The organism is Terrabacter sp. 2YAF2 (genome assembly GCF_052114705.1).
Lineage (GTDB): Bacteria > Actinomycetota > Actinomycetes > Actinomycetales > Dermatophilaceae > Terrabacter.
In genome coordinates, this window is sequence record NZ_JBFRFG010000024.1 from 17,660 (window position 1) to 41,918 (window position 24,259).

11 protein-coding genes are annotated in these 24,259 nt (G+C 71.9%); all 11 read right to left on the minus strand.

What is annotated here, in order from left to right; all coding sequences use genetic code 11:
* Positions 1–185 precede the first annotated feature (185 nt).
* Positions 186–4,586 carry an FtsK/SpoIIIE domain-containing protein gene (locus tag AB4030_RS19695; protein WP_442280900.1) on the minus strand — a complete coding sequence of 1,467 codons (4,401 nt, stop codon included), beginning with the start codon at positions 4,584–4,586 and terminating at the stop codon, positions 186–188.
* Positions 4,583–7,279 carry a transglutaminaseTgpA domain-containing protein gene (locus AB4030_RS19700; RefSeq protein ID WP_442280901.1) on the minus strand — a complete coding sequence of 899 codons (2,697 nt, stop codon included), beginning with the start codon at positions 7,277–7,279 and terminating at the stop codon, positions 4,583–4,585. The genes AB4030_RS19695 and AB4030_RS19700 overlap by 4 nt, the downstream gene beginning before the upstream one ends.
* The gene (locus AB4030_RS19705) at positions 7,276–8,745 is read right to left on the minus strand and encodes a DUF58 domain-containing protein (RefSeq protein WP_442280902.1); all 1,470 of its coding nucleotides are present in this window, start codon (positions 8,743–8,745) and stop codon (positions 7,276–7,278) included. The genes AB4030_RS19700 and AB4030_RS19705 overlap by 4 nt, the downstream gene beginning before the upstream one ends.
* Before the next feature lie 34 nt (positions 8,746–8,779).
* Positions 8,780–9,763, minus strand: a complete 984-nt coding sequence (locus AB4030_RS19710) for an AAA family ATPase (protein WP_442280903.1) — start codon at positions 9,761–9,763, stop codon at positions 8,780–8,782.
* Between the two features lie 91 nt (positions 9,764–9,854).
* Complete coding sequence (locus AB4030_RS19715) at positions 9,855–16,172, minus strand: Ig-like domain-containing protein (RefSeq protein ID WP_442280904.1); 6,318 nt, start codon at positions 16,170–16,172, stop codon at positions 9,855–9,857.
* On the minus strand, positions 16,169–16,963 hold the full coding sequence (locus AB4030_RS19720; RefSeq protein WP_442280905.1) for a hypothetical protein: 795 nt from the start codon (positions 16,961–16,963) through the stop codon (positions 16,169–16,171). The genes AB4030_RS19715 and AB4030_RS19720 overlap by 4 nt, the downstream gene beginning before the upstream one ends.
* Positions 16,964–17,171: 208 nt before the next feature.
* A complete protein-coding gene (locus tag AB4030_RS19725; RefSeq protein ID WP_442280906.1) occupies positions 17,172–18,872 on the minus strand; it encodes a protein kinase domain-containing protein in 1,701 nt (566 codons plus the stop codon).
* Positions 18,869–21,103 (minus strand): FHA domain-containing protein, encoded by a 2,235-nt coding sequence (locus AB4030_RS19730; protein ID WP_442280907.1) that lies wholly within the window; start codon positions 21,101–21,103, stop codon positions 18,869–18,871. Before AB4030_RS19730 ends, AB4030_RS19725 begins: the two co-directional genes overlap by 4 nt.
* A 2-nt stretch (positions 21,104–21,105) precedes the next feature.
* Positions 21,106–21,918, minus strand: coding sequence for a PP2C family protein-serine/threonine phosphatase (locus AB4030_RS19735; RefSeq protein WP_442280908.1), 813 nt, complete (start codon positions 21,916–21,918; stop codon positions 21,106–21,108).
* Positions 21,915–22,403, minus strand: coding sequence for a hypothetical protein (locus tag AB4030_RS19740; protein WP_442280909.1), 489 nt, complete (start codon positions 22,401–22,403; stop codon positions 21,915–21,917). Before AB4030_RS19740 ends, AB4030_RS19735 begins: the two co-directional genes overlap by 4 nt.
* 205 nt (positions 22,404–22,608) lie before the next feature.
* On the minus strand, positions 22,609–24,108 hold the full coding sequence (locus AB4030_RS19745; protein ID WP_442280910.1) for a CCA tRNA nucleotidyltransferase: 1,500 nt from the start codon (positions 24,106–24,108) through the stop codon (positions 22,609–22,611).
* Positions 24,109–24,259 lie beyond the last annotated feature (151 nt).

A 24,259-nucleotide genomic window follows, 5' to 3' on the forward strand; every position in this document is an offset into this window, starting at 1 on the left:
ACACCTTCGGGCGGTTCGTCCGATGGGTGGCTTTCGTCGACATGCAGGAACCTATGTCAGCGTTCGGGGCGTGTCGATGGGGAGCACTCCCCATGGTTTCGCCGCCCCCGCGGACACCGCTGTCGTATGCCGTGAACGTCCTTCGATTCCCTTGTGCCACAACGCTTTCGGCGTGCTCGACAAGCTCACGGCAGGGCCGCTTGGAGCAGCTCGAAACGGCCCTTCTCGATGAGGAAACCGCGTCCCGGGGGAAGCTCGGCCCGGTTGAGGGCGGGGAGGTTGGCCTTGAAGACCGAGAGCCCCTCGTTGCCGTCCGGGTGCAGGGCGAGGCCCGAGCGCGACGTCTTGAGCAGGGCCTGCAGGCCGAAGTTGCTGCTGAAGAAGGCCGCCTCGCCCTCGGCGACGACGAGCTGGTCGTTGTCGACGCAGGCCTTGGTCAGGGTGGTCAGGGCGTTCTCGGCGCCCGACGGGGCGAGGTCGTCGATGCGCTCGACGAAGACGGCGATCGGCCTCGTGACGCGTCCCTCCTCGATGTCGGCGGCGAGTCGGGTCGCGAGCGCCGTCGTCGCCTCCCCGCCGACGGCGGTCTCGGTCCAGATGCCGAGGTCGAGCAGCTCGGAGGTCCGCCGCGGCGTCATGAGGTAGAGCGCCGAGGCCGAGCTGAACCGGAAGAGGCCGGCCGCCGTCGTGGCGACCGCCGTCGTGCGCCCCGAACCGGAGGGCCCGGTGATGATGAAGGTGCCCTTCGGGTCGAAGCCGTGCGGCTCGAGGCTCGAGGAGGCAACCCCGACGACGGGTCGACCTCCGAACTCCGAGGGCAGGTCGCCGAGCGGGATGACCTCGGCGAGACTCTCGATCGGCGGCGCCTGGCTGACACCAGCCTTGCGCGTCGCGTCGGCGAAGGCCTCGATCGCCGCGGCTTGGACGGTGACGTCGGACGAGCCGCCGAGCACCGCAACCTGGACCTCGGAGCCTGACATGAGGCCTCGTCCGGGCGGCGAGGCCATCGTCAGGACGTCGCCGGGCACGCCGAAGACGGAGTAGTCGTCGACGTTGCTCATGCGCAGGATGATCCGTCCTTGCACCGCCGCGGCGAGGTTGGTGGGCAGGCCGGTGCGCTGGTCGGAGGCGATGATGAAGTGCACGCCGACGGGGCGCCCGTCGGCCGCGAGACCGGCCAGCAGGTCGAGCCACTGGAAGCGTCCGCCCACCTCGTAGGCCTGCCGGAACGCCGTCATGTTGTCGATGAGCACGAGCACGCGCGGCTCGTCGGGCCGACCGGCCAGGCGGCGGTAGTCGGTGATCGTCGCGGCACTGACGGCCGAGTAGCGCGAGGCGCGTTCGTCGATGGTGGCGCGCAGCATGCGGAGCAGCCTCGTGACGCGCTCGTGGTCACCGCCCGGCACGATGGATCCGACGTGCGGCAGCGTCTCGAGCATCGCGAGACCGCGGTTGCCGAAGTCCAGGCCGTAGACGTGGCAGGGGCCGCCGCGCACCGTGTAGCCGGCCGCGACCGCCATCGAGCGCAGGAAGACGGACTTGCCCGAGCCGGACGTGCCGTAGATGGCGATGTTGCCCTCCTTGTCCGGGCGGAAGGCGATCTCGGGCTGGGCCTGGTTGTCCGGGTCGTCGGCCACGCCGAAGACGAGCTCGTCGTCGCGGCGCTCCGTCGGCAGCGTCGCGAGGTCGTAGACCGCGCGCATGTCGGGCAGCCACGGCTTGCGGGGCTTGGGCAGTTCGGCGACGCGCGCGGCGCGGCCGAGCGTGCCGACGAGACGCTGGATGTCGGTCGGGCCGAGGTCGGCCGCCTCGTCGGCGCCCTCGACGCGCGGCGGCTCCCACTCGGTGCCGCGGCCGAAGGTCAGCGTCTCGACCTTCATGTCGGGCGGCGGCGGGACGTCCGAGGTCCACCCACCGGCATACCCCGTCTGGAAGGGGACGAGCCGGCCCGGGCCGGTCTTGGACACGGCGCGGCCGGGGAGGGCGGGGTCGAAGAACGCGGCCTCCTTGGAGCCGAGCACGTCGTCGGAGTCGTTCTCGTCGGCCATGCGCAGCGCCATCCGCAGGTTGGTGTTGGCGCGCAGGTTGTCCTTGATGACACCGGCGGGACGCTGCGTGGCGAGGATGAGGTGCAGGCCGAGCGAACGGCCGCGCTGGGCGACGTTGACGACCCCGTCGACGAACTCGGGCACCTCCTGGACGAGGGCCGCGAACTCGTCGACGACGATGATGAGCGAGGGCGGGGCGTCGACCTCGCCGCGTCGCTCGAGCTCGACGAGGTCCTTGGCCTTGTGCCGGGCGAGCAGGTGCTCGCGGTAGTGCAGCTCGGCCGCGAGCGACGCGAGCGCGCGGCGCACGAGGTGCGGCGACAGGTCGGTGACGAGGCCGACCGTGTGCGGCAGCTTGACGCAGTCGCGGAAGGCCGAGCCGCCCTTGTAGTCGACGAGCAGGAAGGTGACGCGCTGCGGCGAGTGGGCCGCGGCCATGCCGAGGATCCACGCCTGGAGCAGCTCGGACTTGCCGGCACCGGTCGTGCCACCGACGAGCGCGTGGGGTCCGTCGGAGCGGATGTCGACGGAGAAGGTGCCCTGGCTCGACTGTCCGACGATGGCGCGCAGGTTGCCGGGCTTGCGTGGCAGGACCGCCGGCGCATACGGGCCCGTGAGGATCGAGCGCGACTCGCCCCACTTCTCGATGACGGCCTGTTCGGAGCTCGCGAGGTCGGTGCCGGCGAGGGTGAGGAGCGAGACGGCCCGGGGCAGGTCGCTCGCGTCGTCCACCGGCACTCCGGCGTCCACGACGGGCGCGAGCTGGCGCGCGCACGCCATCGCCTCGTCGTAGCCGATGCGGTCGACGGCGACGGGCTGCACCTCCTCGCCCGCGTGGACGAAGCCGGCGAGCGAGCTGTGGTCGTCGCTGACGACGAGGAAGGTGTGGCACGCGGCCGGCAGCAGCTGCTGGGTCTCCGCGACCCAGACCACGACGATGCCGTGGCGGTGGCCGCGCTCGGCGATCGCGACGAGGCGGCTGCGGTCGATGGGGGCGTCGCTCTCGACGAGCACGAGTACGGTGGGACGCTCGGCGTTCGCCTGCTCCTGCTCCTGCGCGGTGCCCTTGGCCTCGATGATGTCCTCGAGGGCGTCGGCGAGGGCCGAGCACCCGGGCGCGCTCGCAGCGAGGTGGTCGACCTCGATCGGGCTGTGCGGCGACGTCGTGTGCGGGAGCCACTTGAGGAAGTCCCAGTCACGCGCGGAGCTGCCGGAGGCGAAGGAGCAGACGGCGAGCTCGGCCGGTGAGTGCAGCGACGCCATCTGGAGCACGAAGGAGCGGGCCGCGCCGAGAGCGCTCGCGCGCTGGCCGGCGATGCCGACGGCGCCGTCGGTCAGGGGGGTGGCCACGACGGGGACGTCGCGGACGACCTCGAGACCCTGCAGCTCCTCCGAGACCGCGAGCCAGGCCTCCGCCTTGGAGCGGCCGACCGCGGGCATCTTGATCGCGGACCGGGACGGGCGCGTGCCGAGGCCGAGGCGGAGCTCGCCGAAACCGTTGCCGTCGCGTCGGCGGGTCCACAGCAGCGCGCTCCGGTCGCGGACGGCGGTGAGGCAGTCGACGCCGCTGGGGTGCTCGGCACGCCGGGTGTTGCCCTCGACCTCGAGCGAGCCCCGGATGCGCTGGGAGAGCAGCTCGAGGTCCTCGCGGAAGTCCGCCATCGCCTGCGCGTAGTCCTTCTTCTGCTGGCGCCGCGCCTCGTAGTAGGTGCCGGCCATCATCATCGGCATCATCAGCATGAAGATGATCGAGAACGCACTGCGCGTGATGAGGTACATGACGATGCCCATGAGCAGCGGCACGACCATCGCGACGAGCGGCATCGGGCCCCGCTTGCCGCGCTCGGGCAGGTCGGGCACCTGCCACTCCTGGCCGGAGAATAGCGGCGCGACCCGGGGCGAGCGCGAGAACGCAACGGTGCCGGCGTCGCCGGACAGGACGCCGCTGCCGGGACGGCTGACGACGCCGTCTCCCTCGAGGTGCACCTCGAGCTCGGTGTCCCCGACGCGCACGACGTCGCCGCTCTTGAGGTGCGCGCGCGTCACCTGCTGCCCGCCGGCGGTGATGCCGTTGGCCGAGCCGAGGTCGACGACCTCGACGACCTCCTGGATGACGAGCTTGGCGTGCTTGCGCGAGACCGACTCGTCGGACAGCTGCACCTCGCAGCCCCGACCACGGCCGACGTATGCCGTCCCGCGGGCGAGCGGGAACTCCTTGCCCGCGTCGGGGCCGGACCGGATGAGGGCGACGGCCGCTGGACGGCCCCGGTCCACGAAGCCCTCCCCGGCGCGGGTCACCGAGACGCGCATGCCCGACTGCAGACCGCTCTCGGCGACCGTGGAGCGCGGGTCGAGCCCGCGCAGGTCCTGGTCGACGAGGGCGAGTGTCATCGCGGTGTCGACCCCGAGCACGCTCGAGCGGTTCGGGTCGGCGGCCGCGAGATAGGAGGCGAGGTCACCGACCGTGGTCGCGGAGTCCGTCGTCGCGACGAGGTCGGTCTCGCGGTCCCCGGAGCGGAGGACGAACTTCAGCTTCACGCGTCTCTTCCCTTTCGTGCCGCCCGAGCGCTCTTGGCGCTGGGGGCCATGGTGCCGCGGCGGGTCGTCGTCGCCGGTTCGCGTCGCGCGGGCGCATCTCGGCCTTGGCGGCGCGAGGTGCGGACGCGGGCGGGCCCGAGGCCGGAGCCGTTCGGTAGGTGGTCTCGGAAGGTGCGCAGCGAGACGTCGCCACGCAGCCTCTGCCAGAAGCTCTGCTCGCTCCGGATCCGCTGGCGCGCCGTCTCGACGTCGGCCCAGAAGGCGTCGACCTCCTCCGGCGTCGGCTCGGTGACGTCGAAGACGTGACCGTTGGCGGCGGCCGCGAGCGGCACGAGGGCCAGGTCGCCAGCCTGTCGAGTGCTCACCTCCCCACCCTCGGAGGGACCAGAGCCGGGGGCCGGGGGGAGCTGGGCACTCGCCTTGGCGGGGGCGCCGATGACGGCGCCGTCGACGACCGGGCTCGGCTTCTCGGGCGCGGGACCGAAGACGTGCTCCTCGAGAGCGCGCGCCTGCTCGAGCCGGGTTCCCTTGACCGGCAGGGGCATGCGCAGGTCGCGGGCGGTGTCGACGACCTCGCGCCAGCCGCCGCTGACCCGGCTCGCGGTCTCGCCCGTCGTGCGCCGACGCCGCCGGCGGAGCCACTTGGCCCCGCGGATGGCGCCGTAGACGAGCAGCAGCACGAGCAGCGGGATGACGACGACGAAGAGGAGCCAGCGCAGCCAGTCCGGCCAGTTGTTCGGGTCGAGCGGGTTCTTGTCGTCCTTCTGCGGGGTCTTCAGCTGGGTCGCGTTCTGCGCCTGGTCGGGACCCTGGAGGACGCTCGGCGGGTTGTTCGCCGCGGGCGGCGGCACCTGGGCGCCGGTCTTCTTCTCCTCGGACTTCTGGATCAGCTGCTGCGGCTTCTTGTTGCGGTCCGGGACGAACTGCTTCCAGTAGATCGGCTGCCACGACCCGTCGGCCCGCGCGACCTCGACCCAGGCGTGGACGTCCTTGCCCTTGATGGCGCCGGTGGCGTCGGGCTCGGCGCCGAGGACGACGCGCGCCGGCACTCCGAGTCGGTTGGCCGCGAGGGCCAGCCCGGCGGCGTACTGCTCGTCGTCGCCGGCGAGCTGGGTGGCCTTCATGAACTGCGTCATCCGCCGGAGGCTGTGGCCCGGGAGGAAGATGTTCTGGTAGTCGCCGGGCGCGCCGCCGTCGGTGTAGGCGCCGTCCTGCATGGCCTTGGCGACGGCGACGACCTTCTCCCACTGGCCGTCGACGCGCTCGGTCCACGGCGAGATCTTGTCGTCGATGAACGTCAGGTTCTGGCTGTCGACGACGGTGCCGTCGGCGACGTCGACGCTCTTCGGCAGCTCGGCGTCGACCTTCTGGGCCAGGGCGGTGACGGTGTAGGTGTCGCCGGCCTGGAGCTTCTCGGGCAGCACACCGGTGTTGGTGTCGACGTTGAAGCGCAGGTCGCCCCTGAGCTGGTCGGCGCGGGGGCCGCCGAAGTCGAGACCGGTGACCGTGCCGAACGTCGGCAGCCACACGTCGCTGTAGCCACCGGCCGGAACGCTGACCGTTGCCGTCACCGGGTCGCCGGCGCCCTCGGCCGCGATGTGGCTGCCGACCTTGCGGAAGCCCGCGCCGTCGGGGGTGTCTCCGGAGCCGTCGTTGGCGACGTTGCCGGCGCCCCAGACGAAGTCGTCGTAGGAGTCGAGAGCGGCGATGCGCACCGGCACGCCCTGCGGCAGGCCCTTGACCGTCAGCAGGGTCTTGTCGAAGAGCTGGGCGCCGTTGGGTTCGGTGTATTGCCGGAAGCCGGCGAGCGGGGACGGGTACTGGGCCACGTCGGCGGGCGGGACGAGCGCCGACCGGAAGACGGTGCGGTCCGCCCCGTCGGCACCCGGCAGCAACGGCCCGACGAAGAAGCCACCCACGGTCGCGACGGCGAGTAGCGCGGCAGTCGTGACCGCCCGGGTGGTGCGGCCGGCGCCGTTCTGCAGGGCGGGCCGGTTGCGGTTGCTGCGGAGCGCAGTCCAGCCGATGGCGACGAGGGCGAAGACGGCGCCCTGGAGCAGCGTCGCCGCGGGAGTCAGTGTGCCGAGCACGATCGACGCGACGAGGAGCACCACCGGCGCGACGAGCGCCAACACGGCACCGGCCCAGCGACGCGCGACTCCGTAGGTCAGCACGGCCCCGACGAGCCCGAAGAGGAACGGCAGGGCCATGTAGGGGCCCTCGGAGTCGACCGGAGCGAGCGCCGTCAGCAGCTCCTTCCAGCCGGGCACCGCCATGTGCACGAGCGTCGCGAACGTCTGCCCCGACGGGATGAAGCCCGCGACGAGGTCCTCGCGAACCGCGACGGGCCCGCCGAGCAGGAGGTAGGCCGCCGCGACCGCGAGCAGCGTGACGATGCCGTAGGCCCGGAACGTCGCGGTGACGTGGGTGACGAGCAGGCCGATGACGAGGCCGGCGAGTCCGACCCAGAGCCAGCCGAGTCCGAAGAAGGTCGTGCGGAAGCCGACGAGGGCCAGCGCCACGAGCACCAGGGTGAAGCCGGCGTCGACGAGGTGGGGGACGGTCGGGCGCAGACGGACCAGCTGGGCACGGAGGCGCTCGCCGGCCGTCGGCGGCTTGACCAGCGCGGACGGAGGCGGTGCCGGGATCGAGCCCGTGGAGCCTGCCGGGCCCGGTGACATCGGTGAGCTCATCGGGCCACCCCTGAGACGAGAAGCGTGCGGAGGTCCTCGAGCGCGGAGAGCGTGAGGATGACGAGGCCGCCACCATGACGGATGCCGTGGTCGGCCATCGGGTCGATGACGACGATGACGCGCGTGACCTCGGGCGGGAACTGTCCGGCCGCGCGCTGCAGCTCGACGAACGGGCGGTGCGGCCCGGTCACGAGGAAGCAGGTGCTCGTGTCGGGGGCCAGCTCGACCGCGTCGAGCGAGGTGGTGAAGAGGTCGACCGGTCCGGGCTCGACCCGCGACATCGCGTCGAGGCCCACCTGCGGGACCGACTTCGTCACCTTCTGCGTGCCGCAGACGATGGTGGCGTCCTGCTCGTCGAGCATGACGCGGACCATGATCGAGCTGCCGACCGAGATCGCCGTCTCGACGTCGGCCTGGATCGCCGTCGGGGCGTTGGCCGCCATGACGTCGCGCTCGACGTCGCGGTCGGAGCGCCCCGTCCTGCCGTGGCCGGAGCGGTACTGCTCCGGGTCGGGGTCGACGATGACCGTCACGTGCGAGCGCCGGGTGTCGAGGAACTGGCGCACGAGGAGCTTGCCGGCCTTGGCCGAGCTGCGCCAGTGGATGTAGCGGCGGTCGTCACCCGGCTGGTACTCCCGGAGCGCGTGGAAGGCGAGGTCGCTCATCGAGACGTCCTCGGTGGTGCTGCCTTCGAGGTCTCGCAGCAGACCGGCCCCCAGCGACTCCAGGGCGACGGTGCGCGGGTGGACGAAGAGCTCGGTGCGCTCGGTCCACGTCAGGGTGCGGCGCATCAGGCCGAGCGGGTCGCCCTGCACGGTCGTCGCGGGGCCGACCTGGATGACGCCGCGGCGCGAGGTCGGGACGACGAAGAGCTCCTCGTGCTCGCTGCCCGGGGTCAGCGCGGGCAGCACGAAGCGTGCGGCCGACAGGCCGACGGGCAGCTCGACGAGGATCGGCAGCATCGGCGTGCGCGCCTCGTTGGTGACGAGGATCCGCCCGGTCGCGGGTTCGCCGACGACGACCCGTCGCGGGTCGACCTCGGCGAGGATGCGGACCTTGGTCCGTCCGAGCGCGAGGACGAAGCAGACGACGAAGAGGAGCAGGGCCGCAGCGGCGACCATGAGCAGCTCCGTCCACCCCCACCGCGCGCCGACGGCCCAGCAGACGACGCCGAGTGCGAGGATCGTCCACCCGAGCGGGGAGATCCACCGCACGAGGCCGGCGACCGGACGCCAGACACCCTCGGTCTGGTCGGCCACCTGCTCGATGGAGCGGGTGATCGGCGCAGTGATCTGGCGGATGCCACGGCTCGTCGACGCCGGAACGGCGTGCGCGCGACCACCCGTCGTGCCGGTGGCTGCCGCCGCCACCGGCGCGGCGGCACCGGCCGACGCCCCCTGGCGTGACGGCATACGGAAGCGGCCGCCGCGACGCGACGGCGCGGCCTCCTGGTCCTGCTGGGTCATGCGGTCCCCTTGGTTGCTGCTGTGCGAGCGGCGGTCAGGCCGAGGCGCGCTCGGCCGGCGGCGCGATGTCGCCGAGGATCTGGTCGACGCACTGCTCGACGGTCGTTCCGGCGAACTGCGCCTCGGCGTTGAGGAGGAGGCGGTGGCTGAGGATCGGCTCGGCGAGCAGCTTGATGTCGTCGGGCACGACGTAGGTGCGGCCCTGGCTCGCGGCCCACGTCTTGGCGCAGCGGACGTAGGCGAGGCAGCCACGCACCGACAGGCCGAGCTTGAGCGAGGGGTGGCGGCGCGACTCCTCGGCGATGCGGCTGACGTAGCCGAGGATCGCCGGGTCGACGTGCACCTCGTCGGCGAGCTTGCTCATCTCGACGATGACGTTGCTCGCGATGAGCGGGCTGAGGGTCTTGGCGCGGTCACGCGTCTTGGCGTCCGCGAGGACGGCGATGGTCGCCTCGTGGTCGGGATAGCCGACGCTCGCCTTCATGAGGAAGCGGTCGAGCTGCGCCTCGGGCAGGCGGTAGGTGCCGGCCTGCTCGATGGGGTTCTGCGTCGCGATGACCATGAACGGCTCACCGACCGAGTGCGGCTTGCCGTCGATGGTGACGCGGCCCTCCTCCATGACCTCGAGCAGCGCCGACTGCGTCTTCGGCGAGGCGCGGTTGATCTCGTCGGCGAGCACGATGGTCGCGAAGATCGGGCCCGGGTGGAACTCGAAGGACTGCTTCGTCGGCTCGTAGATCGTCACGCCCGTCACGTCGCTCGGCAGCAGGTCGGGGGTGAACTGGATGCGGCTGTGCGTGCCCTGGACCGTGGCCGAGAGGGCGCGGGCGAGCTGCGTCTTGCCGGTGCCGGGGTAGTCCTCGAGGAGCATGTGGCCCTCGGAGAGCAGGCAGGTCAGCGCGAGGCGCGTCACGTGCTGCTTGCCGAGGACGGCCTTCTCGATGTTGCCGACGAGCTGGTCGAACGTGTGGGCGAACCACGTGACCTGCTCCTGGGTGATGCGGCTGGTGACGCTCATGGGTTTCGTTCTCCTGTGGTGCTGCTGGTCGATGCGTGCGTATGCCGCTGGGCTGACTCCCGCCGCGGCGCGCGGTCCCGGGGGCGGTCCGTCAGCCGCCCCACGGGTTCTTGGTGTCGCCCTTCTGTCTCCCGTCGGCGCCGCGGCAGGTGACTGTCACTGATCCTTGGGGGAACCCGTAGAACTTGTGCGACTGGTTGAAGCCGTTCGTCGGCTCGTGGGAGCCGCCCGTGCCGTCGTCGGGCTGGGACCAACCCGAGACGGAGCAGCTGATCGGAGCGACGAAGTTGCCCAGGGTGTAGGTGACCCACTGGCAGTTCTGGGTCGTGCAGCCCTGCGCGGGCGTACAGGTCGGCGCGCACTGTCCGCCGCGCTGCACGCTGATCGACAGCGCCGGGGGTGGCGGCTTCGGGTCGGTCGTGCCGGTCACGTTGGCCGTCCACGGTCCGGGCCCGGAGTCCTGGGCGATGGCGCGCACCCGGATGGTTCTCGACGTCGAGTAGCCGAGGTTGTTGAAGGTCGTCGAGTGCGTGCCCGCCCCGACGGTCTGGTTGCGGTCACCGTTGATCTCGTAGCCGGTGATCGGCCGCCCGTTGCTGGCCGTGGTCCCCCAGCTGAAGGTGATGCTGTTGCCGTCCTTGCTCGAGACGTGGAGGTTGGGCACGCCCTGGGTCGAGCCGTACGGCGAGATGGACGCCCCGCCGGAGGTCTGGCAGAGGTTGGCGCTGTTGCAGGTCGTCACCGTGATCGTCTGCGACCCGACCGGAAGCGCGCCGGTGGTCTGCGTGCACGACCCGGACGCACAGCTGAAGCTGCCACGGGCCCCGCTGGAGGTCGAGTACGTGACCCGCTGGCCACCGCCCGCGTGCGCGGCTCCGACCGTGTAGCTGATGTCGGCGGTCTTGTCGTCACGGGGCGTGACGGCACGGGTGATGGCCGGCTTGTCGGGGTAGCCGTTGGCCGTGTAGCTCCGGTAGTTGGCCTTGTCGGACGTCGCCGGACCACCGTTGGTCGCCGTCACGACGTAGTCCACCGTCTGGCCCTGGTAGGGCACCGTGTCGCTCGCGACCCGGGAGTCCCCGCCCGACCGCGTCGCGATGAGGTTCCATGCCCCGCCTCCGGTGCGCCGGAACACGTCGTACTTCGTGATGGCCGGGCCGTTGGGGTCGGTCGAGGGCCAGGAGATCGACACCTGGGCGTTGGTCTCGCCGGGGACCGGCGACCGAGGACTCAACGTCGGCGCCGGCACCGCGGCCGGCTTGCCGAACGACTGGGCCTTGACGTCGGGCCCGAAGGGCCCCCAGCCGGCCTCGTTGTAGGCCTGCACCCGCACGTTGTAGGCGTCGTCGTTGATCAGGCCGGTGACGACCTTGGTCAGGCCGGGGGCCACGACCTCCGCCTGCCCCGTGGCACCGGCGCTGCCGCCGAGGTTGACCCACTGGACGCGGTACTTCAGCACCTTGCTGCCCTCGTTGGGCGGCTCGGTCCAGCTCACCGTGAGCTTGCGGTCGCCCGGGGTGATGTCACTGATCGACGTCGCCTTGGGCTTGGTGTCGGGACGCACCGTGTTGCTCGGCGGGCTCGGGTCGGACCAGCCGACCGGGTTGCGGCTGCGGACCGTGAACGAGTAGTCCTGACCGTTCGTCAGGCCGGTGACGGTGCACGGCGACGACGAGCAGGCCTTGGCGCCACCGCCGGGTCCGATCGCCGTGACCTCGTAGCCCTGGATCGGGAGACCGCCGTCGTAGGCCGGCGGCCGGAAGTCGACGCGCGCGCTGCTCCCGAGGATCCGGTCGGCCACCGCGACCGGTGCAGCTGCCGCGTCGGGCTTGCTCCGGACACTGACGCTGACCTCGCCCAGCGCCGCGGGGCGTCCCGGCGCGTCGATGACCTGCACGGCGATGCTCGCGTCGCCGCGCGCCTTGTCGGAGGCCGTGACGGTGAGCTGGCAGCCGCTGGCTGAGGCACTGACGCCGGTGCCGGACCTCACCTGCGACCCCTGCACCGAGCATTTCGGCGCGGTCAGGGGGCTGTCGAGGTACTGCGCAAGGTTGACGGTGCGGCTCGTGCCGGCGATGAGGCCCTCGATGCGCACCGGACGCAGGGTGGCGATCGGCGGCGAGCTGATGACTCTGACCTTGATCTTGAAGGAGTCGGCGCCGCCCTTGGCCCTGACGGTGACGGCGCCCGTCGCGCCCTCCTTGGCGGCAGCCTGCGCCTTGAGGACCACCTGACGCCCACCGGCACCGGCCTGGCTCAGGTCGACCCGGTCGATGGCCGGGTCCCAGGCCGCCTCGTACTGCGCGCTGCCGGCGTCCAGTCCGGTCGGCAGCCACGCGTGGCACAGGCGCGGGATGTCGAACGAGCGGGCCGGCCCGTCGGCGACGAGCTGCACCTCGTGGTCGGGGCAGCGCAGCACCGGCACGTCCGCGCCGATCTGGACCGGGATCGTGACGTATGCCGTCTGGGCGGCCTTGTCCGCGGGTCCCGTCGCGTTGGTCACCTCGAGCATCACGGCTGCGGGTCCGACGTAGCCGTTGGTGGACGTCAGGCTGAGGTCGGTGCCCGAGCCGGCCTCGGACTGGAGGTTCTCCTCGGGAGAGGTCGACAGGGTGTCGGGCGAGGTCAGCGTGACCTTGCCGCCACGCGGGTCGCTGACGTAGTCGCCGAGCGAGACCTTGACGGTCGAGTCGGCACCCATCTTGATGGTCTTGCCGTCCACGACGTAGGGGACGCCGTTGGCGCCGGCCGGGACGTAGATGAGCGCCATGGCCGCCGCGCCGTCCGCGTCCTCGATGACGTAGGGGACGACGCGCGCCTGCGGTCGCAGCTGGATGCGCAGCTTGCGGCCCTCCCGCACGACGCCGTCGCCGATGAACTTCGTGATCTTGAGGCTCGCCTGGTCGCCGTCGAGGTCACGGTCGTTGGCGAGCGCGTCGACGAGGATCGAGGTCTCGCCCGGCTTGGCGATGCCGGTGTCGTCGACCGCGATCGGCGGGTTGTTGAAGTCCTTCTGGCCGCGCACCGTCAGCGTCGACTTCGACGGGTCGAAGAGGCCGTCCGTGATGCCGTAGGTGAGCACCTTCGCCGGCCCGTCCTCGGGAGCGACGACCTTGAAGCTGTCGTCCTTCTGCCGCTGGAAGTCCTTGAGCACGCCGGCGTCGTTGAGCGTCGACAGGTCGACGAAGGAGACGGAGTCACCGGCGGCGATGAGGTCGTTGGAGAGCACGTCGGCGTGCACGGTGCGGCCGGGTGCGGCGACGACGTCGTCCTCGACCGCCACGGGCGGCTGCGGGTCGCCGGGCTGGACCACGCCGACGCGCACGAAGCCCTCGCTCGTCAGCCCGAAGCGGTCGCGCAGCTGGTAGCGGATCACCTCGGTGCCCGCGCTGCGCGGATAGGCCTCGTAGCGGATCGTCGCGGCGCCGAAGCCGAGCACCCGGCCCAGCTTGAGGTCGACGGCCTTGCCGTCCTCCCCCACGATGCCGCTGACGAAGGTGAGGTCCCCGTCGGGGTCGACGCCACTCGTGGGGACCGTGATGGCCAGGGTGTCACCGGCCGTGACGCTCGCCGAGAAGCTGCGCGCCGACGGCGGCTGGTTCGGGTACTTCACGGCGTCGGGGAGCGGGTTGATGGTCACGTTGATGCGACCGGTCACGGCCCGGGCGCGCAGGCCCTCCGGGTAGGTGGCGTACTCGAGGATCGCCGCCTTCGGGCCCTTGAGCGGCTCCTGGTCCGGGACGTAGCGCACGACGGTCCCGGAGGCGAAGGCCTGGCCGCCGCCCGAGAGGACCTTGACGCCGGCCGGGTCCAGCTTGAGCGGGATGCCCTCGCTCATCGAGTCGTTGTCGAGGGCCGGAATCGTGACGGCGTCACCGACCCGGACCGTCGCCACGTCGTCGACGACCGTCGGCAGGACCTTCTCCCTGGGCTCCGGCTTCTGGACGACGGAGAGCTGGCCGACGGCGGTCTTCGTGCCGTCGCTGATCGTGTAGCTCACGGTGCCGCGACGGGGCCTGTCACCGTCGAGCGGCGCCGTCGCCTCGGCGCGGACCCACCGCCCCTGCACGACCGAGACGCGCAGCCACGCGTCGCCCGTGACGACACGCTGGACGACGAGCACGTCGCTGCGCGGGCTGTAGTCGTTGGAGAGCACGTCGGCGATGACCGGCGTCTGCCCACGCAGCACGGCCGCGTCAGGCGTCGCGACGGGCGGCAGGTCGACCGAGGGGTTGGGCATGATGTCGACGCGGATGCGACCCACGCTGACCCCCGAACCCACCTGCGCGGCATACGTGACCGTCGAGGTGCCGGGCGTCTGGCCCGTCACGGTGAGGACGTTGGTGTCGAGGTTGGTGTCGAGCGTGAGCTGGCCCGGGCCCTTGACGGCCTGCGCGAGGCGCATGCGGGCCTGGGGGTCGGTCGGGTCGGCGCCGGCGATGTCGTTGCCGAGCGGCTGGAGCTGGACCGGCTTGCCGACGACAGCTCGCAGCACGTCCGGCTGGGTCTTCGGCGGGACCGCCTTGCTGTCCTGCTCGCTCAGCACGTCGAGGGTGACGGACGCCTGCTGCGTGCCCCCACGGCCGTCGTCGACCTGGTACTGGACGACCTGGTCCCCCTTGTTGACCTGCGCCTTGACGGTCAGGGCACCGGAGCCGTCGACCCCGGTGGTGGTCGGGTCCATGGCCGAGACCTGGATCGGGTCGTTCTCGGCGTCGCGCCAGTCGGCGACGACACCGACGCGCACGGAGCCTCCGGCGACGACGGGGTACTTCGCCTGCGCCAGCTTCGCCTGACCCGCGCGCAGCTTCGGCGCCGTGTTGGTCTCGGACCCGACGATGCGGACGGTGACCTTGGCGGTGGCCCGGCCGTTCTTGGCCGTCGTGCCGTTGTTGACGGTGTAGTCGAACGAGAACGTGCCGCTGGCCTCCTCGGGGACCGTGACCTGGACGGTCTGCCCGTCGGCGGAGGCGCTCGTCGAGATGCCCGGCGCCCCGGGCTGGCTGACGTCACCGGGCGAGATGGCGAGGATCGAGCCCTGCGAGTCCGAGTCGTTGTCGAGGACGTGCAGCGTCGACGTGCGTCCCGGACGGACCTGCAGGTTGTCCGGCTGCGCCTTCGGAGGCGTGCGGCTCACCTGGTCGTCGACGAGGTTCTCGTCCTTCTTCTTGTTCTTGTTGTCGGTCTGCGGCGGCGGGATGACCGAGTTCCAGTTGTCGATCTTGACCTTGTTGCGGTCGATGTCCCAGACGTCGCCGGAGTCGAGGTCGTTGAGCACGATGAGACCGCGGTTGACGCGCAGCTTCACGCCATCGGTGCGCACGCCCTTCTTCATCGCCCCGAGGTCCACCGTGGCGGCGTCGGTGGGTGACCCGCAGTTGCGGCCGTAGTAGACGTTGGAGGCGCCGGCCCACGCTGCGTGGACGCAGCTCGCGAGGCGGACCGGGGCGGAGAGGAACAGCCGCTGCCCGGGCGCGCCCTGGCTCAGCTTCACGCCGCCCGAGGTCGGGCTGTCGCCGGTCAGGGAGACCTGGGTCAGCTGGGCCTCGTCCTGGATGAGGACCGACCCCGCGTCGGGGCCGGGCTGCTGCAGCGCGGCGAAGGCCGGGTTGCCGGGCTCGGCGTTGCCGACCGAGAGCTGCTGGGGCTCCGAGAGGGCGTCGGAGTAGAGCTTGCCGGTGCTGGAGTCCCAGACGACCCAGTGGGCACCGACGGCCGTGACCTGTGCCGACTTGGACGTGAAGCCGAGCTTCGTCGTGACCGGCGCGGCGAACGCGTCGCCCGCCGGGCGCAGCACGGTGATCGTGCCCAGCTCGGCGGACACGGCATACACCGTGCCGTCGACCCCGACGGCGACCGCGGCGTTGCCACCGACCTTGGCGAGCGGCTTGGCCTGGGTCTGGAGGGCGTCGAGGCCGGCGATGCCCGAGCGGTTGTCGACGTGCTGCGCACGAACCTCGCCCTTGGCCGGGTCGATCATGGCGATGGTCTCGCCGCGGACGTCGACGAGGGGGGCGGTGAAGACGCGGTTGCCGGTGGCCGTGCTGGGCTTCGGCACGACGATCGACTGCTCCGGAGCAAGAGTGCCCTCGGCCGGGTTGATCGGGACGATCTGGTTGCTCGCCTTCGAGTAACCGACGATCGCCCCGCCGTCCTGGAAGACGTCGAGGCCCGAACCGGTCGAGCCGTCCGACAGCACGCCCGCGTCGAGCTGACCGGCCGGCTTGTTGATGCGCCCGAAGCGGGCCTGCTCGGCGTTGGTCACCCAGATGCCGCCGTCGTTGAGGTCGGCCTTGCGGACGATCTCACCGTCGCTGCGGGAGGCCATCCAGACGAGCAGGCTCGCGAGGAGGGCGACGACGACGGTGGAGATGACCCCGACCCGTCGCTTGGTGGCGGCGGTGCTCATGCGTTCCCCTGTTCGGCGACGGCCATGCGGTCGTCGACCCTGTTCTCTTCATCGGGCGTGGTGTCGGTGGTGACCGCCCCGTCGAGGAGGGCGAGGTCGCCATCCGTGACGAGCTTGGTCGAGAGGGCGTGCTCCACGAGCCGCGCCTTGCGGTTGGTCGCGAGCTTGCCGACGCCGCCGTGCAGGCCGCGCGTGCCGGCATCGGCGAGCTTCTGGCAGACGTTGTCGAGCTTGCGGTTGAAACGAGTGAGGGTCCAGCCGAGCCGTTCAGCGGCGGCGGCCGAGGAGGGTATCTGGTTCGTACCCGCTTCACGGCGCCGCAGGAACGGCTCGCAGAGCGCCACGACGAGCAGCTTCTGGTCGGGGGTGAACGACACGCGTCCGACGGTGGCCGCTCCGACCTCGTCCTCCGCGTCGGCGGAACCGTCGGCGGGCGCGTCGGCGGTCACGGACCGGAAGGCGGGGCTCGCCACGTGGATCTCGAAGTCATAGGTCGTCGGGCCGGCCGTGAACCAGACGATGAGCTTCCTCATCGCGAGCGGGATCTTCGCGCCCGGGTTGAGCCACGCCTGGAAGAGGCCCTGCTCGTCGGCGACCGTCGCCGTCAACGTCGACCCGGTGTTGCTGATCCACCAGAAGCCGTTCTCGAACGAGACGACGAGGAAGGTGCGGTGCAGGTAGGGGTTGTCGTCCACCTCGACGTCGCCCGTGCGACCGATGGTCAGACCGGTCTCCGGCGACACGGAGTACTCCTCGCCGCAGAACACGACGGTCACCTTGCTGTGGATCACGATCAGGTCCCCTAATCCCTGTCGACGCGCTCGCGCGCTGGCCCCCGCTGCCAACGACGGGCAGACGCGCGGCGTTACGGAAGCTTGTGGCGATTTGGCAGTGTCTGTCCCGAGGGTGCCGTCCCGACCGTCAGGTGTCCACCCGTTGGCGTACTCAGGCAGTCGTCGGCGGTCGGTGCGCCGTGGCGATGGTTCGGGTCTCCGCGCCTCACTGCGCCGTCTCGCACTGGACGTCGGAGCCCGGTGAGGTCTGGCCCAGACGAGCCACGACGACGGTCGCGCACACCTTGGTGCCCTTGGCTGCCTTGACCGTGTAGCCCCTCGTCGCGACCGAGACGATCTTGGCGCGGTGCGGGTTCCCGGCATCGGACGGGGTGGGGCCGTAGGACACCTGGAAGGTGTCCTTCTTCGTGGGCTGCGGGTAGTTCCACGTGAAACTGACGTTGCCCGCGCCCGACCGCGCCGAGACCGTCGGCTTGTCGAAGACACCATCGCCGATCGCACTGTCGTCACCCGGCATCGAGACCGTGGCGCTCGGCTTGGGCTTGGCTGGTGTCGGGTCGTCCGACCCGGGGCGCACGATGACGAAGACCACGAGACCGACGAGGACGACCACGCCGGCCACGAGTCCCCAGAGGACGCCAGGCCTGGCGAGCGGCGCGGCCGATGCCGGGACCGAAGCCGGAAGCGCCTGCGGATCGGCGGTGCTCGCAGCCCGACGGACCGTCGCCTCCTCCGAGGAGTCCGAGCCGAGGGGCGCGGTCTGGCTCGTCACCGGGTCGGTGGCGGCAGCGGGACGCACGGGAGCTGCCGGGGTCGCACGGCTCGGGCTCGGCATCGGGGCCGGTGACCAGCGCTGACCGCCGGCCTCCGAGCGACGACGCGTCTCGCCGTCGGCCGTCGTCGGCGAGGGCCCGACCGGTTGTGCGACGACGGTCTGCGGGGCCTTGATGCGGGTGCGGTCCTCGTCGTCCCCGCCGCGGCCCGTCGGTGAGCCTTGCGTCTGGCTGACCAGGGTCGTGTGGCCCTGCTCGTCGAGCACGACGATGGGCGTGCGGCCCAACCGCTGCTGCTGCTCGACGGCCTGGAGGGCGCGGGCGAACTCGAGTGCCGACGCCGGTCGGTGCGCGGGATCCTTGGCCATGGCCTGCGCCAGCAGGCGCTCGAGCCCCGCCGGGACGTCCTGGCGCCCCGTCGTCGGCGGCGCGGTGCTGCGGATCCGCGGCATCAACGCATACGCCGAGTTGTCGCCGCCGGGCACCTCGAACGGGGACCTGCCGACGAGCAGCTGCCACAGCGTGGCCGCGAGGGAGTAGACGTCGGAGCGCTCGTCGCCGTTGCTCTGGCCGTAGAGGACCTCCGGCGCTGCCCAGGGGACCGAGACGCCGACGTCGTCGGTGGCCTCGGGCGGGGCGTCACCCTCGCGCGCGCCGCGACCCGCGATGCCGAAGTCGGTCAGCCCGGGGGCGCCGTAGGCGCTGATGAGCACGTTGGCCGGCTTGATGTCGCGGTGCGTGATGTGGGCGCGGTGCGCCGTCTCGACGGCACTCGAGAGCTGGATGCCGGTGCGCAGCACGTCCTCGACGGAGAAGCGCTCGGCGCGCGCCCGCATCGCGAGGTTCGGCGGCGGGTAGTACTTCATGACGAGGTACGGGCGACCGTCGTCGGAGGCGCCGGACCGGAAGACCTGCACGATGTAGGGGTGGTCGCCGAGGGCGGCCATCGTGTCGGCCTCGTCGACGAACTGCCGGCGCAGCGCGTCGGTCAGCCCCTCGGACTTGAGCACCTTCACCGCGACCGGCATGCGCGGGCTCTGCTGCTCGTAGAGGAAGACGTCGGCGTAGCCGCCGGAGCCGAGCGGCTGGACGAAGACGAGCCCCGGGATCTTCGGGGGCGCACCCTTCTTCACGTCGCGGCCTCGAAGGTGAACGAGACCTCGTCGGCCATGGACACGTACGACCCCGGCTCGAGGACCTGCTGGTCGTTGGCGCGCAGGCGAACCGGACTCTCGCCCGGCAGGCTCACCGTGGTGCCGTTCGTCGTGCCGAGATCACGGATGAGGACGTGCCAGCCCTCGAGGATGACCTCGACGTGGTTGCGGGAGACGTCCCGCTCGGGGCTCGGCACCTTGACGACGTGCGGGCGGTCGTGGGCGGCCAGCCCGTCGCCGAGCTTGGGGGCGCGGCCGAGCAGGACGCTGCGGTCGAGCGTGACCACATCGCCGGTCGAGAGCCTCAGCACCCCGAGGGGCGGTCGCGGCATCGTGAACGGCTCCTGTGGCGGGATGCTCGAGCCGCACACCCGGCACCGGTCGCTGTGCGGCGTCGTCGGGTGACCGGCCGCGCAGAGGACGGCGAGCACGCTCGGTCCGGAGATGGTCTGGTTCTGCGCGGCGTTGCGGGCCTCGAGCAGCGCGCTGCGGTCGACGGTCAGCTCCGTCTCGTCGTCGTCGAACGTCTCGACGTCGCCGGTGGGCACGGACGCCACCGGCATCGAGATGGGCACGTCGAAGGTCGGCTCCGTGGTCGGCTGGCCCGTTGGGGCGTATGCCAGGGGCGCGGACGAGGGCGCGGACGGGGGCGCGGGCGGGCTGGGTGCCGGGCTGGGTGCCGGGCTGGCGGTCGCGGGCGGCGGTCCGGTCGCGATCAGCGGAGTGGCCTCGGGGGCACGGACACCCGGAGGCGGAGTGATCGTCGGGGGCAGCAGGCTCGGGGCGGGGGGCGGCGAGTGCCGTCCGGAGAAGGTCGGCACCTCCGGCTCCGGGGCCGGCTGGGACGCTTTCGGCGCAGGGCTGGCCCATGGGACGGACGAGATGAGACCGCCCTCGGACAGCTCTGCGACCGGGGGGACCTGTGGCGCGGACGGGATGGGCCGCGGCGGCACCTCGGGGACGGGGGCGGCGTTCGTGACCGGAACGTCGAGCAGGTCGTTGACCGTGGACACCGCGAGTGGCTCGTCCTCGTCGGATCCGCCGTCCTCGTCGTCGGTCTGCGTCAGCTGGGCGAGCGCCTTGCGGTGCTCGTCGGCCGTCGTCGTGTGCCCGAAGAGGTAGTCGTAGCTGGGCAGCGCCGGCCGTTGTCCGTCGTGCACGTCATCCCTGTCGTCCGGCAGAGGCGCCGTCGGCCCGGCCGGTCGGTCGGGGAGGGCGGTCGACGGTGCCGGGGCTGGGGTTGGGGAGGACGTCGCCGCGTCAGGCTCCAGAAGCGGGCGCGCGGCCCAGGTCGAGTCGACGTCCCGCGGAACGACGACGGGGAGGTCGTCGGCCACCGGCGCGGACGCGGCATCGGTGGGGGCGCCGGGCGCCGGGGCTCGGACGGGGGCTGGTGGGGTGACCGAGGTCCATGCACGCAGGGCCGATTTCCCGGCTGCGGGGACGGCGGGCGGTGTCGGCTCGACGGATCGGTGTGGTTCGGGCGTCGGCGCTGCGGGCGCCGGTGGAGGGCCGTCGGCTTGAGGCGGACTCGCCGCGGACGTGGTGTCGTGGCGGGCCCAGCTGCGACCCCACGGCGACCGACCCGAGCCGTCCGATCCGCTCGAACCGGTCGAACCGCTCGCACCCTCGCCCGTGCGGTCGGGTGCCTCGGGCGACCGGACCGCAGCGCCGAAGGTCGGGATGACCCCGGGTGGCGGCGCATCACCGGCGGCCGGAAGGGTCTCAGGTGTCGGTGTCCGGACCGCGGGCTGCACCGCCGACGCGTCGGAGACGGGCTGGGGAGCCGGGGCGCCGGTCACGAAAGCCAGCGGCGGCGCCGGCTGGGAGCGCTCGGACTCGTCGAGGACGCGCAGCACCACCCGATCGGGGTGCTCCGGGAGCTCGAGGTCGGTCCAGACCTTGCTGCTCGTCGCGCGGACGTCGTGCTCGGTCCCGTCGGCCAGGGTCACGACGGCCGCAACAGGACCGAAGGCGACGATGCGGGTGCGCGGCCTCCAGTGGACGCCGACGAAGTGGTGGGCCTTGCGCATGCCACCGGCGGTCAGCACCTCGACGACGTCGTCGATGTCTCCACCGTCCGCGGCGTCGCTCGCTGAGATCGTGCGCTCGTCGTCCTCGTCGAGGCCGATGAGCAGGTGCATGCCGGGGCCCCCGATGTGCGTCCACCCGTCGGGGGCCCGTTCGACGACCACGGACGGGTCACTCACGTCTACGACCTGCTCTCCCCTGATGAGCCGTTCACGTTCTCGCGCGGGGTGGTGTCCTCGTCGACGTCGGAGTCGGCGTCCTGCCCCTGCACCGCGACGACGATAGCAGTGACGTTGTCCCGTCCTCCGGCTGCGACACCGCGCCGCACGAGCTCGGCAGCCGCCTCCTCGGCGTCGGGATGGTCGGCGAGGACGGCCTCCATCTCCTCGCGGGCGAGCTCGTTGGAGAGGCCGTCGGAGCAGATGACGAAGACCTCACCCGGGTAGGGCGGGAAGACCCACGTGTCGACGACGCCCATCGGGTCGCGCCCGAGCGAGCGGGTGACGACGTTGCGTCCGGGGTGCCGCTGGGCCTGTTCCGGCGTGATGAGCCCCCGCTCGACGAGCTCCCACACCTCCGAGTGGTCGACGGTGACCTGGGAGAGCTGCCCGTCGAGGCAGCGGTAGACGCGTGAGTCGCCGATGTTGAAGACGGCCCAGTGTCGCGAGCCGCCGACGGAGACGAGGGCCAGACCGGCGACGGTCGTCCCCATCCCGGTCTGCTCGGGGTGCCGTGCGGCGGAGGCGAGGATGCGTCGGTTGGCCTCCTCGACCTGGGCGACGACGTCACCCACGTGGACGACCGGGCGCGCGGCGAGCTCGACGACGGTCTCGGCCGCGATGCGGCTCGCGACCTCGCCCGCGGCATGCCCTCCCATGCCGTCGGCGACGACATAGACGGTCCCGCTCGTGAGTGCCGCGTCCTCGTTGTGCTGGCGGACGCGTCCCACGTCGGTCGCCAGACCGACGGTGATCGCCGGAAGGCCGCTGCTCATGCCTCGCCCCACGGGGTGACACGGACCGTCGTCAGGACCTGACGGATGAGCTCGTAGTCGGCGACCGCCTCCGGCCCACCGACAGCACCGGTCAGCTGGACGAGGTGCGCGCCCACGTCGGGAGCCTCGGAGCTCACGAGGTGGAAGAGGTTGGCCTGGAGCACGGTCTCGACGTCGGGGTCCGGCCAGGTCGCATCGCACCCGACGAACGCGGCACCGCCGAGGTCCGCGGCATACGGCTCCGAGACGGCGCCGCCCCGGGAGGTCGTCAGGGAGGCGATCTGCTCGAGCGAGTCCTCGACCCTGAACTCCGGTCCGCACGCCTCGATGGTGACGACGACGTTGGGGGCGAACGCACCCTCGCGCGGCAGCCGGGCGGCCATCGTCGTGCCCGGTGCGTGCGCGGGCTCCCATCCGTCCGGAACCTCGAGGGCCACCGACGGCTGCCCCGGGAAGTCGGCGCTCGGGTAGGCGAGGGTGCTCATGGGCTCGTTCCTTTCGGTCGCTCCCGCAGGGGTCGGGGACGGCGCGGTCAGTCAATCATTCACGCGGTGCCGTGTCAGGTCGGTCGTGGTGCCTTTCGAGCAGGTGGTGGCACCGGGAACGAAGTGCTGAGCGTACGACGGTCGCACCGGGCCTCGCGATGGGGAGGACTGCCCATCGCACCGACCAGACCGACACCCGCGGACGTCAGTCCGTGGCCCCTCGCGCGGCCCACCAGGCCTCGAGCTTCTCGCGGGCGGCGTCCTTGCCGATGGGGCCGTCGTCGAGGCGGACCGACAGGAGGAAGTCGTACGCCTCACCCAGCACCGGGCCCGGTCGGATGCCCAGCGCCTCGGCGATCTCGTTGCCGTTGAGCTCCGGCCGCACACTGGCCAGCTCCTCCTCCTGGGCGAGTCGGTCGATGCGCCGCTCGAGGTCGTCGTAGGCCTGGGAGAGGCGTGCTGCCTTGCGCGCGTTGCGCGTCGTGCAGTCAGAGCGCGTCAGGCGGTGCAGTCGGGTCAGCAGCGGCCCGGCGTCCGTGACGTAGCGGCGCACGGCGGAGTCGGTCCACTGCCCGTCGCCGTAGCCGTGGAAACGCAGGTGCAGCTCCACGAGTCGGGCGACCTGCTTGGTCGTGTCCTTGTCGAAGCGCATCGCCTTGAGCCGCTTGCTCGTGAGCTTGGCGCCGACGAGCTCGTGGTGGTGGAACGAGACGCCGCCACCGTCCTCGAAGCGTCGGGTGGCGGGCTTGCCGACGTCGTGGAGCAGCGCAGCGAGGCGCAGCACGAGGTCCGGACCGGGCACGGACTCGGGCGCTCCCTCGGCGGGGCCCTCGAGGTCGATGGCCTGCTCGAGGACGATCAGGGAGTGGTCGTAGACGTCCTTGTGCCGGTGGTGCTCATCGAGCTCGAGGCGCAGGGCCGGCAGCTCGGGGAGGAACACCTGGGCCAGACCGGTGTCCACGAGCAGCGTCAGTCCGAGCCTCGGGCGGGATGACAGCAGCAGCTTGGTGAACTCGTCGCGCACGCGCTCGGCCGAGACGATCGAGAGGGTGTCGGCGCGCTCCGTCATGGCGGCACGAACCTCGGGTGCCACGTCGAAGCCGAGCTGCGAGGCGAAACGGGCCGCCCGCATCATCCGCAGCGGGTCGTCGGCGAAGGACTCCTCGGGCGCGGCCGGCGTCATGAGCCGGCGCTGCACGAGGTCGGGCAGCCCGCCGTGGACGTCGACGAACTCGAGAGTGGGCAGCCGTACCGCCATGGCGTTGACCGTGAAGTCGCGACGCACGAGGTCACCCTCGAGGCTGTCGCCGAACATGACCTCGGGCTTGCGCGACGTGCGGTCGTAGGTGTCGGCACGGTAGGTCGTGATCTCGATGACGTGGGCGCCCTTGCGCAGGCCGATCGTGCCGAACTCGCGACCGATGTCCCAGTGCGCGTCGGCCCAGCCCCGGACCACCGCGAGGATCTCGTCGGGCCGCGCGTCGGACGTGAGGTCGAGGTCGGGCGAGACCCGACCGAGGAACGCGTCACGGACCGGTCCGCCGACCAGTGCCAGATCGTGTCCGGCCCCGGCGAACCGCTCACCGAGCTCGGTGAGCATGGGCAGGACGGGGGCGAGTCGGGCGACGGCGGCGCGCAGGAGCGGCAGGCCGGCGTCGGCGGGCTGCTGGCCGTCGGGGGCGGGCGTGTCGGGTCGGTCAGGCACGCGACCAGCCTAGTGAGCGTCCGGCGAGCCCCCCGACCGCGTGCAGGCGCGTCCTGGCGTTCGCGTGGGGTCCCGTGTGGTCCCCGTGTGGCCCCCTGTCGCCGTCTCCCGACGACGGGAGGTGCCACGGTTCCGCCGGTTATGGTGGCGA

Excerpts from the sequence above, each read along its gene's own strand:
- AB4030_RS19705 (WP_442280902.1), bottom strand. The coding sequence starts at position 8,745 with ATGACCCAGCAGGACCAGGAGGCCGCGCCGTCGCGTCGCGGCGGCCGC.
- AB4030_RS19735 (WP_442280908.1), bottom strand. The coding sequence starts at position 21,918 with ATGAGCAGCGGCCTTCCGGCGATCACCGTCGGTCTGGCGACCGACGTG.
- AB4030_RS19700 (WP_442280901.1), bottom strand. The coding sequence starts at position 7,279 with ATGAGCTCACCGATGTCACCGGGCCCGGCAGGCTCCACGGGCTCGATC.
- AB4030_RS19740 (WP_442280909.1), bottom strand. The coding sequence starts at position 22,403 with ATGAGCACCCTCGCCTACCCGAGCGCCGACTTCCCGGGGCAGCCGTCG.
- AB4030_RS19710 (WP_442280903.1), bottom strand. The coding sequence starts at position 9,763 with ATGAGCGTCACCAGCCGCATCACCCAGGAGCAGGTCACGTGGTTCGCC.
- AB4030_RS19715 (WP_442280904.1), bottom strand. The coding sequence starts at position 16,172 with ATGAGCACCGCCGCCACCAAGCGACGGGTCGGGGTCATCTCCACCGTC.